This window comes from Variovorax endophyticus, assembly GCF_025376855.1.
Lineage (GTDB): Bacteria > Pseudomonadota > Gammaproteobacteria > Burkholderiales > Burkholderiaceae_C > Variovorax.
Genome location: NZ_JAHUTH010000006.1, coordinates 181,107 through 195,036 on the forward strand (window position 1 = coordinate 181,107; position 13,930 = coordinate 195,036).

Annotated in this window: 14 protein-coding genes and 1 tRNA gene; 8 read left to right on the forward strand and 7 right to left on the reverse strand. The window is 67.8% G+C overall.

Features of this window, described 5'->3' with window-relative positions; all coding sequences use genetic code 11:
* The first annotated feature begins 123 nt into the window (after nt 1-123).
* From KV106_RS10205 to KV106_RS10235, 7 genes are all read left to right on the forward strand, one after another.
* Entirely contained in the window at nt 124-849 is a 726-nt protein-coding gene (locus tag KV106_RS10205; protein ID WP_261209929.1) for a response regulator transcription factor, read from the forward strand.
* Nucleotides 850-1,040: 191 nt separating this feature from the next.
* Nucleotides 1,041-1,658, forward strand: a complete 618-nt coding sequence (petA, locus tag KV106_RS10210; RefSeq protein WP_057596962.1) for a ubiquinol-cytochrome c reductase iron-sulfur subunit — start codon at nt 1,041-1,043, stop codon at nt 1,656-1,658.
* A 14-nt stretch (nt 1,659-1,672) separates the two neighbouring features.
* Nucleotides 1,673-3,109, forward strand: coding sequence for a cytochrome b (locus tag KV106_RS10215; RefSeq protein ID WP_261209932.1), 1,437 nt, complete (start codon nt 1,673-1,675; stop codon nt 3,107-3,109).
* A 29-nt stretch (nt 3,110-3,138) separates the two neighbouring features.
* The gene (locus KV106_RS10220) at nt 3,139-3,915 is read left to right on the forward strand and encodes a cytochrome c1 (protein WP_261209935.1); all 777 of its coding nucleotides are present in this window, start codon (nt 3,139-3,141) and stop codon (nt 3,913-3,915) included.
* Between the two features lie 95 nt (nt 3,916-4,010).
* On the forward strand, nt 4,011-4,622 hold the full coding sequence (locus tag KV106_RS10225) for a glutathione S-transferase N-terminal domain-containing protein (RefSeq protein WP_057596959.1): 612 nt from the start codon (nt 4,011-4,013) through the stop codon (nt 4,620-4,622).
* A 45-nt stretch (nt 4,623-4,667) separates the two neighbouring features.
* The gene (locus KV106_RS10230; RefSeq protein ID WP_261209938.1) at nt 4,668-5,258 is read left to right on the forward strand and encodes a ClpXP protease specificity-enhancing factor; all 591 of its coding nucleotides are present in this window, start codon (nt 4,668-4,670) and stop codon (nt 5,256-5,258) included.
* 56 nt (nt 5,259-5,314) lie between these two features.
* A tRNA-Thr gene (locus KV106_RS10235) sits at nt 5,315-5,390 on the forward strand.
* 32 nt (nt 5,391-5,422) lie between these two features.
* On the opposite strand, the gene KV106_RS10240 is transcribed toward KV106_RS10235, so the two are convergent.
* The 7 genes from KV106_RS10240 to KV106_RS10270 all read right to left on the reverse strand — a co-directional run bounded on the left by KV106_RS10240 (nt 5,423) and on the right by KV106_RS10270 (nt 12,778).
* Nucleotides 5,423-5,752 (reverse strand): hypothetical protein, encoded by a 330-nt coding sequence (locus KV106_RS10240; protein WP_261209939.1) that lies wholly within the window; start codon nt 5,750-5,752, stop codon nt 5,423-5,425.
* 30 nt (nt 5,753-5,782) lie between these two features.
* On the reverse strand, nt 5,783-6,187 hold the full coding sequence (locus KV106_RS10245) for a hypothetical protein (protein WP_261209941.1): 405 nt from the start codon (nt 6,185-6,187) through the stop codon (nt 5,783-5,785).
* A gap of 34 nt (nt 6,188-6,221) precedes the next feature.
* Nucleotides 6,222-7,682, reverse strand: coding sequence for a hypothetical protein (locus KV106_RS10250; RefSeq protein ID WP_261209943.1), 1,461 nt, complete (start codon nt 7,680-7,682; stop codon nt 6,222-6,224).
* Nucleotides 7,682-7,912 (reverse strand): hypothetical protein, encoded by a 231-nt coding sequence (locus KV106_RS10255; protein ID WP_261209945.1) that lies wholly within the window; start codon nt 7,910-7,912, stop codon nt 7,682-7,684. Before KV106_RS10255 ends, KV106_RS10250 begins: the two co-directional genes overlap by 1 nt.
* Complete coding sequence (locus tag KV106_RS10260) at nt 7,912-9,234, reverse strand: hypothetical protein (RefSeq protein WP_261209947.1); 1,323 nt, start codon at nt 9,232-9,234, stop codon at nt 7,912-7,914. The genes KV106_RS10255 and KV106_RS10260 overlap by 1 nt, the downstream gene beginning before the upstream one ends.
* A gap of 2 nt (nt 9,235-9,236) precedes the next feature.
* Nucleotides 9,237-10,892 carry an LVIVD repeat-containing protein gene (locus KV106_RS10265; protein ID WP_261209949.1) on the reverse strand — a complete coding sequence of 552 codons (1,656 nt, stop codon included), beginning with the start codon at nt 10,890-10,892 and terminating at the stop codon, nt 9,237-9,239.
* Between the two features lie 233 nt (nt 10,893-11,125).
* Nucleotides 11,126-12,778 (reverse strand): LVIVD repeat-containing protein, encoded by a 1,653-nt coding sequence (locus KV106_RS10270; RefSeq protein WP_261209951.1) that lies wholly within the window; start codon nt 12,776-12,778, stop codon nt 11,126-11,128.
* A 270-nt stretch (nt 12,779-13,048) separates the two neighbouring features.
* On the opposite strand from KV106_RS10270, the gene KV106_RS10275 reads away from it, so the two are divergent.
* Nucleotides 13,049-13,930, forward strand: a complete 882-nt coding sequence (locus KV106_RS10275) for a helix-turn-helix transcriptional regulator (RefSeq protein WP_261209953.1) — start codon at nt 13,049-13,051, stop codon at nt 13,928-13,930.

Below are 13,930 nucleotides of genomic sequence, written 5' to 3' on the forward strand. Positions count from 1 at the left end.
TGGCCGCGCTGGCTCTGGGGCGGCACGCGCAGGCATCGATCCTGCGTTTGCGTAAACCAACGTTAACTTTTTTCAGACCCGCAACCCAGTTGCCGCATCGGGAGATTCAAGGTGGAAATTCTGTTGGAAAAGACCGACGCCAGCGCGATGGCGAGGAATTCGAAGTTCCAGAGCGTGCTGATCGTCCACGACGATCTTCAAGTGACCGAGCGCCTGCGCAGCGTGGTGTCCGTGCTCGAGCCGCGGGCCCGGGTGCTGGTCGCCCGTTCGTGCGCGCAGGCTCGCGAGATCCTGGCCCGCAGTCCCTGCGCGCTGGCGCTGATCGGCATGGACCTGCCGGAGGACGGCGGTGTCTCGACGATCCTGCATCTGCGCGAAGCGCACCCGCACATGGAGCGCATCGCCGTCTCGGCGCTGCCCGACACGCAGCGCGTGCGCGCCGCGGTGTCGGCCGGCGTGGCGGGCTACCTGCTCACCGATGCGCTCGACACCGAACTGGTCTTCCTGCTGCGCTCGCTCGAACGCGGCGGCGCGGCCATGGATCCGCGTGTTGCCCGTTGCGTGCTCGAGCGCATGTTCGGCACGCCGCGCCGCGCGCCAGCCAGCAGCAGCACGCAGGTGCCGTCGGCCGCCGCTGAGGCCGAGGCGCCGAAGTCCGTGCTGTCGGTCAGCGAGCTCAAGGTGCTGAACCTGATCGCGCAGGGCTGGAGCAATCGGCAGATCGCCGAGGCCTTCTATCTCTCGATCAACACGATCGAGTTCCATGCCAAGAGCATCTACCGCAAGCTCGCGGTCAAGTCGCGCACGCAAGCCGTTCGCGAAGCGATGCAGCACGGCCTGCTGAACTGAATCTCCCCTCGTGAAACGCCCGCGGCGACGAGCCGCGGGCGTTTTCGCGTGCGCGCCTTCCGCGCCCCGCCGATGTCGGATCGGAGCGTCATTCGTGCGACCGCGCGGTCTTGCAACCGTTGAATTCGCACGTTGCGCCCCGCTACAATCGTCGGTTGACCCTGCTCCAGCGAAGAAGATAGAGGATCCCCATGAGTGACATGACCGCCGGCTCCCCCCGGATCGACACAAGCAAGCGGACCTGGTTGATCGCGTCCGGCTGTGCCGGTGCAGTGGGAGGCGTGGCCACCGCGATTCCCTTTGTCAGCACGTTCCAGCCCTCCGAAAAGGCCAAGGCCGCCGGCGCTGCCGTCGAGGTCGACATCTCCGGCCTGAAGGTCGGCGAGAAAGTCACCGTCGAGTGGCGCGGCAAGCCGGTCTGGATCCTCAAGCGCTCGCCCGAGCAGGTCGCCGAGCTCCCGAAGCTCGATGCGCAGCTCGCGGACCCGCAGTCCAAGCGTCATCCCGACGAATTCACGCCCAAGTACGCCCAGAACGAGCACCGCTCGATCAAGCCCGACGTGCTGGTCGTGGTCGGCATCTGCACCCACCTCGGCTGCTCGCCGGTGGACCGCCTGCAGGCCGGCCCGCAGCCCTCGCTGCCCAACGACTGGGAAGGCGGCTTCCTCTGCCCTTGCCACGGTTCCACGTTCGACCTGGCCGGCCGCGTCTTCAAGAACAAGCCCGCGCCCGACAACCTGCCTGTGCCGCCGCACATGTACCTGTCGGACACCAAGCTCCTGATCGGTGAAGACTCCAAGAAGGCCTGAGGCAGAAGAAGAACATGGCTGAATTCCACGAAATCTCCCCCAACGCCCCGGCCAGCGCCAAGCTGCTGAACTGGGTCGACAACCGCTTCCCGCTGAGCAAGCTGTGGAACGACCAATGGGGCAAGTACTACGCGCCGAAGAACTTCAACTTCTGGTACATCTTCGGCTCGCTGGCGATGCTGGTCCTCGTGATCCAGATCGTCACCGGCATCTTCCTCGTGATGCACTACAAGCCCGACGCGAACCAGGCCTTCGCATCGGTCGAGTACATCATGCGCGATGTGCCATGGGGCTGGCTGATCCGCTACATCCACTCGACGGGCGCGTCCGCGTTCTTCGTGGTGGTCTACCTGCACATGTTCCGCGGCCTCATGTACGGCAGCTACCGCAAGCCGCGCGAGCTGATCTGGGTGTTCGGCTGCGCGATCTTCCTGTGCCTGATGGCCGAAGCATTCATGGGCTACCTGCTGCCCTGGGGCCAGATGTCCTACTGGGGCGCCCAGGTGATCGTGAACCTGTTCGCCGCCATCCCGTTCATCGGTCCTGACCTGGCCCTGCTGATCCGCGGCGACTACGTGGTGAGCGACGCCACGCTCAACCGCTTCTTCAGCTTCCACGTGATCGCCGTGCCGCTGGTGTTGCTCGGCCTGGTGGTGGCCCACCTGATCGCGCTGCACGAAGTGGGTTCGAACAACCCCGACGGCATCGAGATCAAGGCCAAGCGCGGTGCCGACGGCCATCCGCTCGACGGCATCCCGTCGCACCCGTACTACACGGTGCACGACATCTTCGGCGTGGTGGTGTTCCTCACGATCTTCTCGGCGGTGATCTTCTTCGCCCCCGAAGCCGGCGGCTACTTCCTGGAGTACAACAACTTCATCCCGGCCGACTCGCTGAAGACGCCGAACCACATCGCGCCGGTCTGGTACTTCACGCCCTTCTATTCGATGCTGCGTGCAACCACCGACGACATGGTCAACGTGTTCTCGCTGATCATCGCCGCGGCCGCGATCTGGAACTTCGTCAAGGGCAAGTCGGGCGTGGCGCTCAAGGTCGCGATCATCGTCGTGGCTGCCGTGGCGATCTTCCTGCTCAAGACCTTCGACGCGAAGTTCTGGGGCGTGGTGGTGATGGGCGGTTCGGTCATCATCCTGTTCTTCCTGCCGTGGCTCGACCACAGCGAAGTCAAGTCGATCCGCTACCGTCCGGGCTGGCACAAGTACGTGTACGGCGTGTTCGTGTTCTTCTTCCTGATCCTGGGCTACCTCGGCATCCAGCCGCCCGGCGTCTGGGGCAACCTCGTGATCGGCTCGTTCGCGCTCGACATCGCGCAGACCATCTCGCAGATCGGCACGCTGTTCTATTTCGGTTTCTTCCTGCTGATGCCGTGGTGGAGCCGCAAGGGCGAGTTCAAGACGGTGCCCGACCGCGTGACCTTCGCCGCCCACTGACCAGCGCAAGACAGCTCGAGAGACACACGATGAAGAAAAGCATTTCCGGCTGGCTCGCGGCCCTGGGTTTGGCACTGGGCCTGACCTTCTCCGCGGCCGCTTCGGCCGAGTCCGGCGGCCTCGCCTGGGACAAGGCACCGAACAAGACGAACGATGTGGCCGCGCTGCAGAACGGCGCCAAGCTGTTCGTCAACTACTGCCTCAACTGCCACTCGGCCGCCTTCATGCGCTTCAACCGCCTGCAGGACATCGGCATCAGCGAGCAGCAGATCAAGGACAACCTTCTGTTCACGACCGAGAAGGTCGGCGAGACCATGAAGGCCAACATCGATGCGCGCCAGGCCAAGGAATGGTTCGGCACCACGCCGCCCGACCTGACGCTGGTCGCGCGTTCGCGCGCCGGCCACGGCGGCACCGGTGCCGACTATCTCTACACCTACCTGCGCACCTACTACCGCGACGACACCAAGGCCACCGGCTGGAACAACCTGGCCTTCCCGAGCGTGGCCATGCCGAACCCGCTGTGGGAGCTGCAAGGCGAGCGCCGTCCGGTCTACACCAAGGTCGAGCAGCATGGCCATGAGGTCGACGTGTTCGCCAATAAGTGGGAACAGGTCACGCCCGGCACCATGACCCCGCTGCAGTTCGACACCGCCGTGGGCGACCTGGTGAGCTACATGCAGTGGATGGCCGAGCCCGCGCAGAACACGCGCATCCGCATCGGTGTCTGGGTGCTGCTGTTCCTCGCGATGTCGGTGGTTTTCGTGTGGCGACTGAACGCCTCGTATTGGAAAGACGTCAAGTAGTTCCATCCTTGCCGACCGGAGCGTCAAGTGCGCCGGTCCCGTGGAGTGGGTTGCCAACGCGACCCACTCTTTTTGATTTTTAGGAGTCTTTCGCCATGATGGTGCTGTATTCAGGTACGACCTGCCCCTTTTCCCACCGCTGCCGCTTCGTGCTGTTCGAGAAGGGCATGGACTTCGAGATCCGCGATGTCGATCTCTACAACAAGCCTGAAGACATCAGCGTGATGAACCCCTACGGCCAGGTTCCGATCCTGGTCGAGCGCGACCTGATCCTGTACGAGTCGAACATCATCAACGAGTACATCGACGAGCGCTTCCCGCATCCGCAGCTGATGCCCGGCGACCCGGTCGACCGCGCGCGCGTGCGCCTGTTCCTGCTCAACTTCGAGAAGGAGCTGTTCGTTCACGTGTCCACGCTCGAGAACCGCACCGCCAAGGGCAACGAGAAGGCGCTCGAGAAGGCACGCTCGCACATCCGCGACCGCCTCACGCAACTCGCCCCGGTGTTCCTCAAGAACAAGTACATGCTGGGCGACAACTTCTCCATGCTCGACGTGGCCATTGCGCCGCTGCTGTGGCGCCTGGACTACTATGGCATCGACCTCAGCAAGAACGCCGCGCCGCTCCTGAAGTACGCCGAACGCATCTTCTCGCGCCCGGCCTACATCGAAGCACTCACGCCCTCCGAAAAGGTCATGCGCAAGTAATCCTCGCGCAGGTCCGTTTTCCGCTTCGCTTCATCGCCGTCCTTCATGATCAACGCGCTCGAGTCGTCTTCCACCCGCCCGTACCTCATCCGGGCGCTGTACGAATGGTGCACCGACAACGGGTTCACGCCCTATGTCGCGGTGCAGGTCGACGACACCGTCCAGGTGCCGCGCGAGTACGTGAAGAACGGCGAGATCGTGCTGAACATCAGTTTCGACGCGACCAGCTCGCTGAAGCTCGGCAACGACTTCATCGAGTTCAAGGCCCGTTTCGCGGGCACGGCGCGCGAGATCAGCGTGCCCGTGGGCCGCGTGATTGCGATCTATGCGCGCGAGAACGGCCAGGGCATGGCCTTTCCCGCGCCGCCTCCCGCGGCCGATACCGGCATGGGACTCGACTCTCCGGCCGCCACGGGCGTGCCGGCGCCGGCGAGTCCCGTGCGTTCGGCACTGCGCGATGCCTCGCGCGGCGCTGGCGAGAGCGAGGCCAACCGGGTCGTGCACCTGGTGACGGCCGACGATGCGGGCAGCGACGTGACGGAGATCGGCGACGGCCCGGATGCCGACCCGACCGACGAGCCGCCGCGCCCTCCGGCCGGTGGCGGCGCGCGGCCTTCGCTCAAGCGCATCAAGTAGTCGGCCTGGGCCTGGTGGGGACCCCCACTAGAATCCGCTGCAGGTTTTTCTTTTCGGCCGCTTTAGCTCAGTTGGTAGAGCACCCGCCTTGTAAGCGGAAGGTCGTCCGTTCGATTCGGACAAGCGGCACCAAACACTCCCTCCCAAACCGGAATCGGCCCCGCTCAGCGCTTGGGTTGTTCGCGCAGCCTCAGCACGAAGGTCTTCGCGCTCGGCACCAGGAAGAAGCGCCGTGCCTGCCAGCGTGCCTGACGATGCGCCTCGAGCCAGGCGGCCGCATGCTCCAGTTCGGGTCCCTGCAGGTTCGCGGCGCCTTCGCGCTGCAGCCGGGTCCAGGCCTTGAAGCACTGGACCACGCGCGCCGAGCTGCCGAGTTGCGATTCGAGCTGAATGCGATAGGTGAAGCCGGCCACCATCGTGTCCTGTACGGTGACTTCCTCTCCCTGCACCTCGATGACATAGGGGCGCTCGTCGCCCAATGTTTCGACCGTCATGGGGGCCGAGTATGCCAACACGCCATGGCGTCATGGCCGGATCTCGAGAATGGCCACTTCGCGGTGGCTCTGGTCGTCGCCATGCAGGTGCAGCGGGTAGCGGCCCGCATGCAGCGCCGCGAGGCGCAGCGTGGCGGTCTGGCCCGCGGCCACCGGCACCATCTCCTGCATGTAGCCGTGGATCATCAGCTGGCCGGCCTGCGCCGAGCTCACGGCGATCGAGACGATGTCGCCGCGCGCGACGGGCAGCACCGGCAGCGGCGTGCCTTCGGCCTCGGCGGCCGCGCCGATCCGCACCTCGAACTGCGTGCCGGTGCGCGCGGGTGCCGCGGCGGACGTGGCCGGGTCGGTCGGCGGTCGCGCCGCGAGATAGCCGAGCGCCATCAGCGCGACGATGGCGAAGCCGCCGAAGGCGTAGACCAGTGAGGATTTCATGGCGGTTCCAGGGGAATGAACAAGGACGCGGCGCCTATCCCGCCAGCGGCAGCGAAAGGATCCACAGCCCCACGGCCGTCAGCGCGACCATCAGCAGCAGCATCGGCACCTGGCTCGCGAGCGCGCGGCCCGTGTGGCGGAAGATCCGCAGCGCCTCCGCATGGGCCAGCACCACGCTCGCGATATGCCCGGCCAGGATCAGCCCGACCTGGGTGTGCCAGACGATGTTGAGATCGATGATGCGCGGCGGCATCGCGGCGCGTGCCGTGCCGAACAGGTTCCAGCCCCGGCCCAGCGGATCGGACAAGAGCGGCAGCAACTGCGCGCCCTGGGACCACAGCAGCGTGTAGTAGTGGGTCGCGTGGTAGACGAAGGCGATCGGCACCAGCGTCAGTGCGAAGCGGCAGGCCAGCGCGCGCGTGGAGAGCTCGGAGGCCGCCACGCGCCGCGTGAGCGCGAGGAAGAACAGGTAGACGCCGTGATAGACCCAGGGCGAGAGGCACAGCGCCAGCCACTGCCAGCCATGGAACAGGCTGGCCGCCGTCGCATAGGGCTGGGCGCTGTGGGCCTTCACGGCCGGCTCGACCAGCGGATAGAGGGTCTTCCAGAACAGCCGGCTCCAGGGCCAGGTTTCGTGCGCGCCGTCGTAGGCGGTCGACGAGAGCATGAACAGGATGAACAGCACCAGGCTCACATGCCCCGGATGGCGCTCGAGCAGCCCCGACAGCGGCAGGCGCCAGCGCAGCGCCACGCCGCGGCAGCCGGCGCGCCGCCACGCGATCGGCGCCATGCGGCCCACGAGCGAGAGGAACAACCCGAAGAACTCGCCATGCCGGAACCAGGCCGCGCTGCCGAAGAGCCAGGCCATCGCCACGGTCAGCAGCGTGTAGGCGGTGAGCATCAGCGCCAGTTGCCGCGGCGTGCCATGGCCGAACAGCTCGATCCAGATGAAGGCGATGTAGAGCGCCAGTGCCGGGTAGTAGGCGAGCCACGCGGGATAGGCGATGCGTCCGCCGAAGCGCATGCCGCAACGCGCGCGCAGCAGCTCGCAGAGCGCGCGCCACGGGTTGCAGAACACGAACAGGTCGCCGACGACCGCGGTGGCATAGGTCAGGCCCAGCACGAACACGATCCAGAACAGGGTCATGTTGAGGTTGCGGAACGGGTTGTCGGTGCCGAGGAAGCCGCAGGCGATGGTGAGCGCGAGCAGGCCCACCGACAGGGCGCGCAGGCCCTGCACGACGAAGGCCGGGACGAACACATGCGTGCCCACGCGGCGCGCGTTCGACAAGGTCTCGCTCCGCGCGGGCGGCACGGCCGCGAAGATCCCCACGATCACGAACGACAGCACCAGCGCCGCGGTCGCGCCATAGGCATACATCCAGAACGGCACCGGCAGCGTGTATTGCACGCCGAAGGAATGCGCGAACGCGAGGCCCGGCACGGCCGCGGCGGCGAGAAGAAGGGCGGGGCGGCAGCGGACGGGCGAACGCATCAGCGCGATGCCTTTCGCGGGTCGGCAACAGTGGCCGCGGACGACAAGGCCAGGGGTTGGACCGCCCCGGGCACATGGCAGACCTGCGTCTCCACCAGGTAGAGAAAGCGCGCATCGCGGTCCGCGCGCTCCAGCCCGAGCGCGAGCAGGCCCGCCAGTGTGGCCCAGGTGGCGGCCAGCAGCAGCGCGACCGCATGCCGGCCGATCCATCGGCGCGCATCCATCGCCATCAGTGATCCCTCACGCCCTGCAGCGACACCACCGACCAGCGCCCCGCGCGGCGCTGCGCGACCAGCAGCAGCTCGTCGTAGGGCGCATGCCGCAGCTTCGCGATCGCGAGCATCCGGGGCTCGCCGTCCGCGAGCGCGGGCAGCGGCCGCACGATGTAGGGCAGCAACGGCGGCGCATAGGACTCGATCGCCATGAGCGGAAAGAAGGCATCGGCCAGCCGCGGATAGCGCGCGTAGGCGGAGCGGTCGCGCGCGAGCGCATCGACGCGCTGCAGCTGCGCGCGCGTGAGCGCGGACGGCGCATGGGCCAGCGCGGCCGCGGCGCCGTGATCGTGCAGGCGCCACAGGCGCAGCCGCGCCGCGAGGTCGCGCTGCGCGGGCGTGCCTTCGCCCCTGGCCAGGCCCAGCGCGGCGGCCGGATCGCCATCGCCGAGCCAGGCCGCGAAGAAGTCGTCGAAGAAGCGGCGCACCTCCTCGGGCACGCCATGCTGCGTGGAGGCCGCCTCCTGCAGCCGCGGCAGCCGGCGCCCCGACCAGGTCGCGGTCCAGGGCTGTGCGCCATCGGGCAGGCTGATGCCTTCGAGAAAGCCCGTGTCCTCCATGCCGTGCTCGCGAAACCACGCGGCCTTCGCCGCCTTGGTGGAAGCCGTCAGGAAGCCCCCGAGTTGCGCTTCGACGCGCGGCCAGTCGGCGACCACGCGCGGCGCGTCCGCGATCGGCGGATAGCGCTGCAGCCATTCGAAGCTCGCGCGCGCCATCGCGAGCGCGGCGGCCGGGCGCGCCGCGGTGAGGTCGGCGCGATGGGCCTGCTCGCCGCCCGAGGCCGCGGCCGGCGGCGGCGGATCGCAGGGCAGTCCCGCGATGGCGGGCGCGCCGATCCCGGCCGCGTCCGCCCCTTCATGGGCCGATGCATCCTGCAGCGGATGCAGCGCCTCGCCGAACTTGAGCAGCAGCAATCCGGCCTTCGGCCCCGCATCGCGCAGCAGCGTGCGCAGCGCCTCGGTCGAAGCCTCGCCGGCGACGGGGGCGTGCAGGCGCCGCGCCGCGCGTGCCGCCTCCGCGCGGCTCTCGGCATCGGCGCCGGTGCAGGCGTACTCGGTCACGAGCAGCATCGTCTCCATCGCGCCGAAGTCCACGCGCTGGTTGCCGGTCGCGATCGCATCGGCCTGCGGCGCGCTGAAGCCCGCCTGCACCGCGAGCCAGCGCGTGAGGCCGAAATGCACGTCGGCCTCCCAGGCGGCGGCGTTGAAGGGCAGGGCGCTCGCCAGCACGGCGGCGGCGGCCGTCCATGCGCGCAGATGTCGATCGAGGGTTCGTGTCATCGTCAGTTCTGCAGCATGGAAGGCGTGCTCTGCGCGAAGGGCCAGGTGTTCTCGGCGAACTTCAGCATCAGCAGGCCGTTGTCCTGGCACATGGTGGTCAACAGCTTGCGGTCGAAGTCGAAGTCCACGCGCGAGGCGCACCAGTCGGGGCCGCCACGACCAGCCCAGGACATCTGCCGGTGGATGGAGCCGGCGCGCGGCGCGGTCACGCCCGCGGGGTTGTAGTACGCGATCTCCTTGGGTCGTGCGGGATTGCGGATGTCGAACACGCGCACGCCCGAGTTGAAGTACGAGCAGGCCAGCGCCGTGCCGTTGTTGCGGTTGTCGACCGAGCAGTAGTGGCTGCCGTAGGTGAAGGTCGACAGGCCCGCGATGTCGGGCAGCACCTTGTCGCAGTTCGTGGGGTCGTGGGTCTCGAGCATCAGTTTCGACACCAGCACGGGCTTCTTCTCGTCGCTGATGTCGTAGATGCGTGCCATCGGATAGGGCGACAGCTTCGCCTCGCAGGCCAGCTTGGCGTTCGCGGTGTCGCTCAAGCCCGCCGAGCCGCCTTCGTCGACCATCACCAGGTGGGGCTTGCCCGCGATCGTCACGGGAATGGTGTGCTGCGCCACGCTGCCGTCCTTGAAGGTGGTGGCCGAGATCACCTTCATCTGCGCATTGGGCACGCGCGCCTGCACCTCGGAAGTGTCGAGGATCAGGAAGCCGTTGCGTGTCTTCGCGTTGGGATCGAGCACCTCTTGCGCCGTGGGCGTGCCGACCGATACCACATAGGCGCGCCTGCCGTCCTCGCTGACCGAGAGCCCGTGTGCGGTCACCGGGCCTATGGGGGCCATGTCGAACGCAGCCACCATCCGCGGCCGGGTCGAGTTCGTGATGTCGACCGCGTGGTAGCGCTGGCTCATGATGTCGCCGATGTAGTAGGTCAGGCCATCGGGCGACACGTTCCCTTCGTGCCCCCTCGGACTCTTCGGCGACTGGATGCCACCGTCCTTGCCGGTGCCCACCTCCATGCTCGCGAGCAGTTGCGGCGTGCGGCAATCGGCCGAAAGGTCGTAGATGTCGACCTCGGCGCCACCGAACAGGCCACTGTTGCCTCCGTTGTCGGCCAGCAGCAGCTGGCGCCGTGCATTCACGCGCAGCGATTCCCACGGATCGATCATCGCGGCCGTGGTGAGCGACATCGAGCGCCAGGGCCTGGCCGGGTCGGTGATGTCGATGACCGGCACGCCGGGGTTCACGCGATCGAGCGGCTTGCCGCTGACGAAGCCGATCGGGTGCGCGGTCGCATGGTAGGCACAGGTGCGCCCACCAGGATCGCGGAAGAACGCCGACGACCAACTGCCGCCTTCGCCCTCGAACTGCCCGGCCAGCTTCAGGTTGCACGAGAAGCCCTTGAAGCCGGCCTGCCGCAGCGCCGCGGGCACCTGGCCCTGCAGCGCCGATTCGGGGCTGCCGCCCTCGGCGCAGACGGCCTTGGGCACCGTGAGCGGTGGCGGCCCTTCGGCGACCGATGGCGGTGCGGGCGGCTCGACGATGCCCGTGGGCGGTGGCGGGAGTGCCAGCACCGACGTGCCGCCATCGCCGCCACCGCAGGCAGCGAGAAATGCCGTGGCCATCATGGTGGCCACGGCGCGAGGATGTCCCTGGAATCTCATGGTTTGTCTCCTTGATGAACCGGGCACGGCTTTCGCGCATGTGCGCGAAGGACCGGTGGCGCCAGGTCCGGCGGGAGTCTTTGCATGAGCACTTACTGCACTCTTACTGCAATAGCGGAAGGAATAAATGGGGCTGTCTGCTGGCAAGATTCGTTGTCCATTGCGACGAGATGCGATCGAGCGCGAGCGGGGAATGCCATTCCGGGAATTGCATTCCCCGCGTCCCATGGTCTTCAGTTCTGCAAGGTCGAAGGCGTGCTCTGCGCGAAGGGCCAGGTGTTCTTCGCGAACTTCAGCACCAGCAGCCCGTTGTCCTGGCACATGGTCGTGAGCAGGCCGCGATCGAAATCGAAGTCCGCGCGCGAGGCGCACCAGTCGGGCCCGCCGCTGCCGGCCACGGTCAGCTGGCTGTGGAAGGAACCGGCGCGCGGCGTGGTCGCGCCCGCGGGGTTGTAGTAGGCGATCTCCTTGGGCCGCGCGGGATTGCGGATGTCGAACACGCGCACGCCCGAGTTGAAGTAGGAGCACGCCAGCGCCGTGCCGTTGTTGCGGTTGTCGACCGAGCAGTAATGGCTGCCGTAGGTGAAGGTCGACAGGCCCGCGATGTCGGGCAGGACCTTGTCGCAGTTCGCGGGGTCGTGCGTCTCGAGCATCAGCTTCGATACCAGCACGGGCTTGGTCTCGTCGCTGATGTCGTAGATGCGCGCCATCGGGTAGGGCGCCATCTTTGCCTCGCAGGCCAGCTTCACGTTGGCCGTGTCGCTCAGGCCCGCGGCACCGCCTTCGTCGACCATCACCAGGTGCGGCTTGCCCGCGATGGTCACGGGGATGGTGTGCTGCGCCACGCTGCCGTCCTTGAAGGTGGTGGCCGAGATCACCTTCATCTGCGCGTTGGGCACGCGCGCCTGCACCTCGGAGGTGTCGAGGATCAGGAAGCCGTTGCGTGTCTTCGCGCCGGGGTCGAGGAACTCGCCCGGCGCCGGGATGCCCGTCGACACCACGTAGGCGCGCTTGCCGTCCTCGCTGACCGAGAGCCCGTGCGTGCCGCCGAGGTCCACGGTCTTCATGTCGAACGAAGCCACCATGCGCGGCCTGGTCGAGTTCGTGATGTCGACCGCGTGGTAGCGGCCGGTGGCGATGTCGCCGATGTAGTAGGTCAGCCCGTCGGGCGACACATTGCCTTCGTGCCCCTTGGGACTGTCGGGCGGCACGATGCCGCCGTCCTTGCCGGTGCCCACCTCCATGCTCGCGAGCAGCTGCGGCGTGCGGCAGTCGGCGGAGAGATCGTAGATGTCGATCTCCGCGCCGCCGAAGCCCGCGAAGACGCTGCCGTTGTTGCCGTTGTCGGCCAGCAGCAACTGGCGCCGCGCGTTCACGCGCAGCGATTCCCACGGGTCGAGCATCGCGGGCGTGGTCAGCGACATGCTGCGCCAGGGCTTGGCCGGGTCGCTGATGTCGATCACCGGCACGCCCGGGTTCACGCGTCCGCGCGGCTTGCCGTCGAAGCCCACCGGGTACGCGGTCGCGTGATAGGCGCAGGTGCGCCCGCCGGGATCGCGGAACGACGCCGCCGACCAGTTGCCGCCTTCGCCCTCGAACTGGCCCACCAGCTGCAGGTTGCACGAGAAGCCCTTGAAACCCTGGCGCATCGCCGCGGGCACCTGGCCCTGCAGGGCCGATTCGGGCGTACCGCCTTCGGCGCAGACGGCCTTCGCGACCGTGAGCGGCGGCGGGCCTTCGGGCGGCGGCGGTGGCGCGGGCGGCTCGGCCACGCTGCTGGGCGGCGGCAGGATGGGCAGCACCGCGCCCCCGCCGCTGCCGCCACCGCATGCCATGAGAAGTGCCGTCGCCGAGGCGGCGGCGCCGATGAGTCTTGCGCGTTTCATTCCTGCGTGTCTCCGTTGTTGTGATCCACGCACCGTTCGCGCGGCGCGGGCCGCCGCGCTTCGTTGCGTGTGGGAGAAGTATTCGCGGCAGGGCGTTTCGGCGCTTCCGGGGAATTGCAGGCGCATGCGCGCCGCGCCGGCCCCGCGCGGCGGCGGTGCGGCTTCCGGAAAATTGCAGCGGCGCGGCATCGGCGACCCGTCAGCGCGCTGTAAGTCCGCTCGCAAACCATCGCCGCCCGGAGACATACATACAACCACAAGGACCAGGCCATGGGCGTTCGGCAGCGCGTGCAAGGCCGCGGCCAGCCGGTCGGCATCGACCGCGGCTGCGGCAGGCTTCTCTTCGAGGCCCGCTGGGAAGGCATCGTTCTCGAGCACGAGGCGGCCGATCCGATGGACAACGTCGAGGGCGGCCTGATCCGCCACTGCATCTCGGTCAACCTCGGCGGTCCCACGCGCTTCGAGATGCGCCTGCACGACGAACGCTTCTGGTCCGCGACCGCGCAGCCGCTGGGCATCAGCATCCTGCCGGCCGGCGCGCAGATCAAGGGACGCACCTGGGACCCGTGCGAGGCGCTCACGCTGAGCATCGATCCGCGCCATTTCCAGAGCACCGGCGAGGGCGATGGCGGCGATCGCGCGCTGGTGCCCTGCTGCAATGTGTCGAGTCCGTTGATCGCGCAGCTGCTGCTCGCGCTGCATGCCGATGCGAAGACCGGCCAACCCGAGGGGCCCGGCTATGGCGAGACACTGCTGATCGCGCTGCTCGCGCACCTGCGGCAGACGCACACGGCCGCGGCCAGCGAGGCGCAGGCCGAGGGCCTGCTGTCGAAGGCCGCGCTCGAGCGCGTCAAGGAGCACATCCGCGGCCGGCTCGAGATCGGCGTGTCGCTCGGCGCGCTGGCCGCGCTGCTCGACATGGATCCCTATGCCTTCCTGCGCGCCTTCAAGCGCAGCACCGGCGTGACGCCGCACCAGTACCTGATCCGCGCGCGCATCGAGCATGCGAAGCAGATGCTGCACCTCACGCGGCTGCCGGTGACCGACATCGCGCTGCGTTGCGGCTTCGCGAGTCCCAGCCACTTCGCCGACACCTTCAAGAAGGTGGAGCGGCGCACGGCGCTCGAGTACCGCAACTGCTGCGCTGTCTAG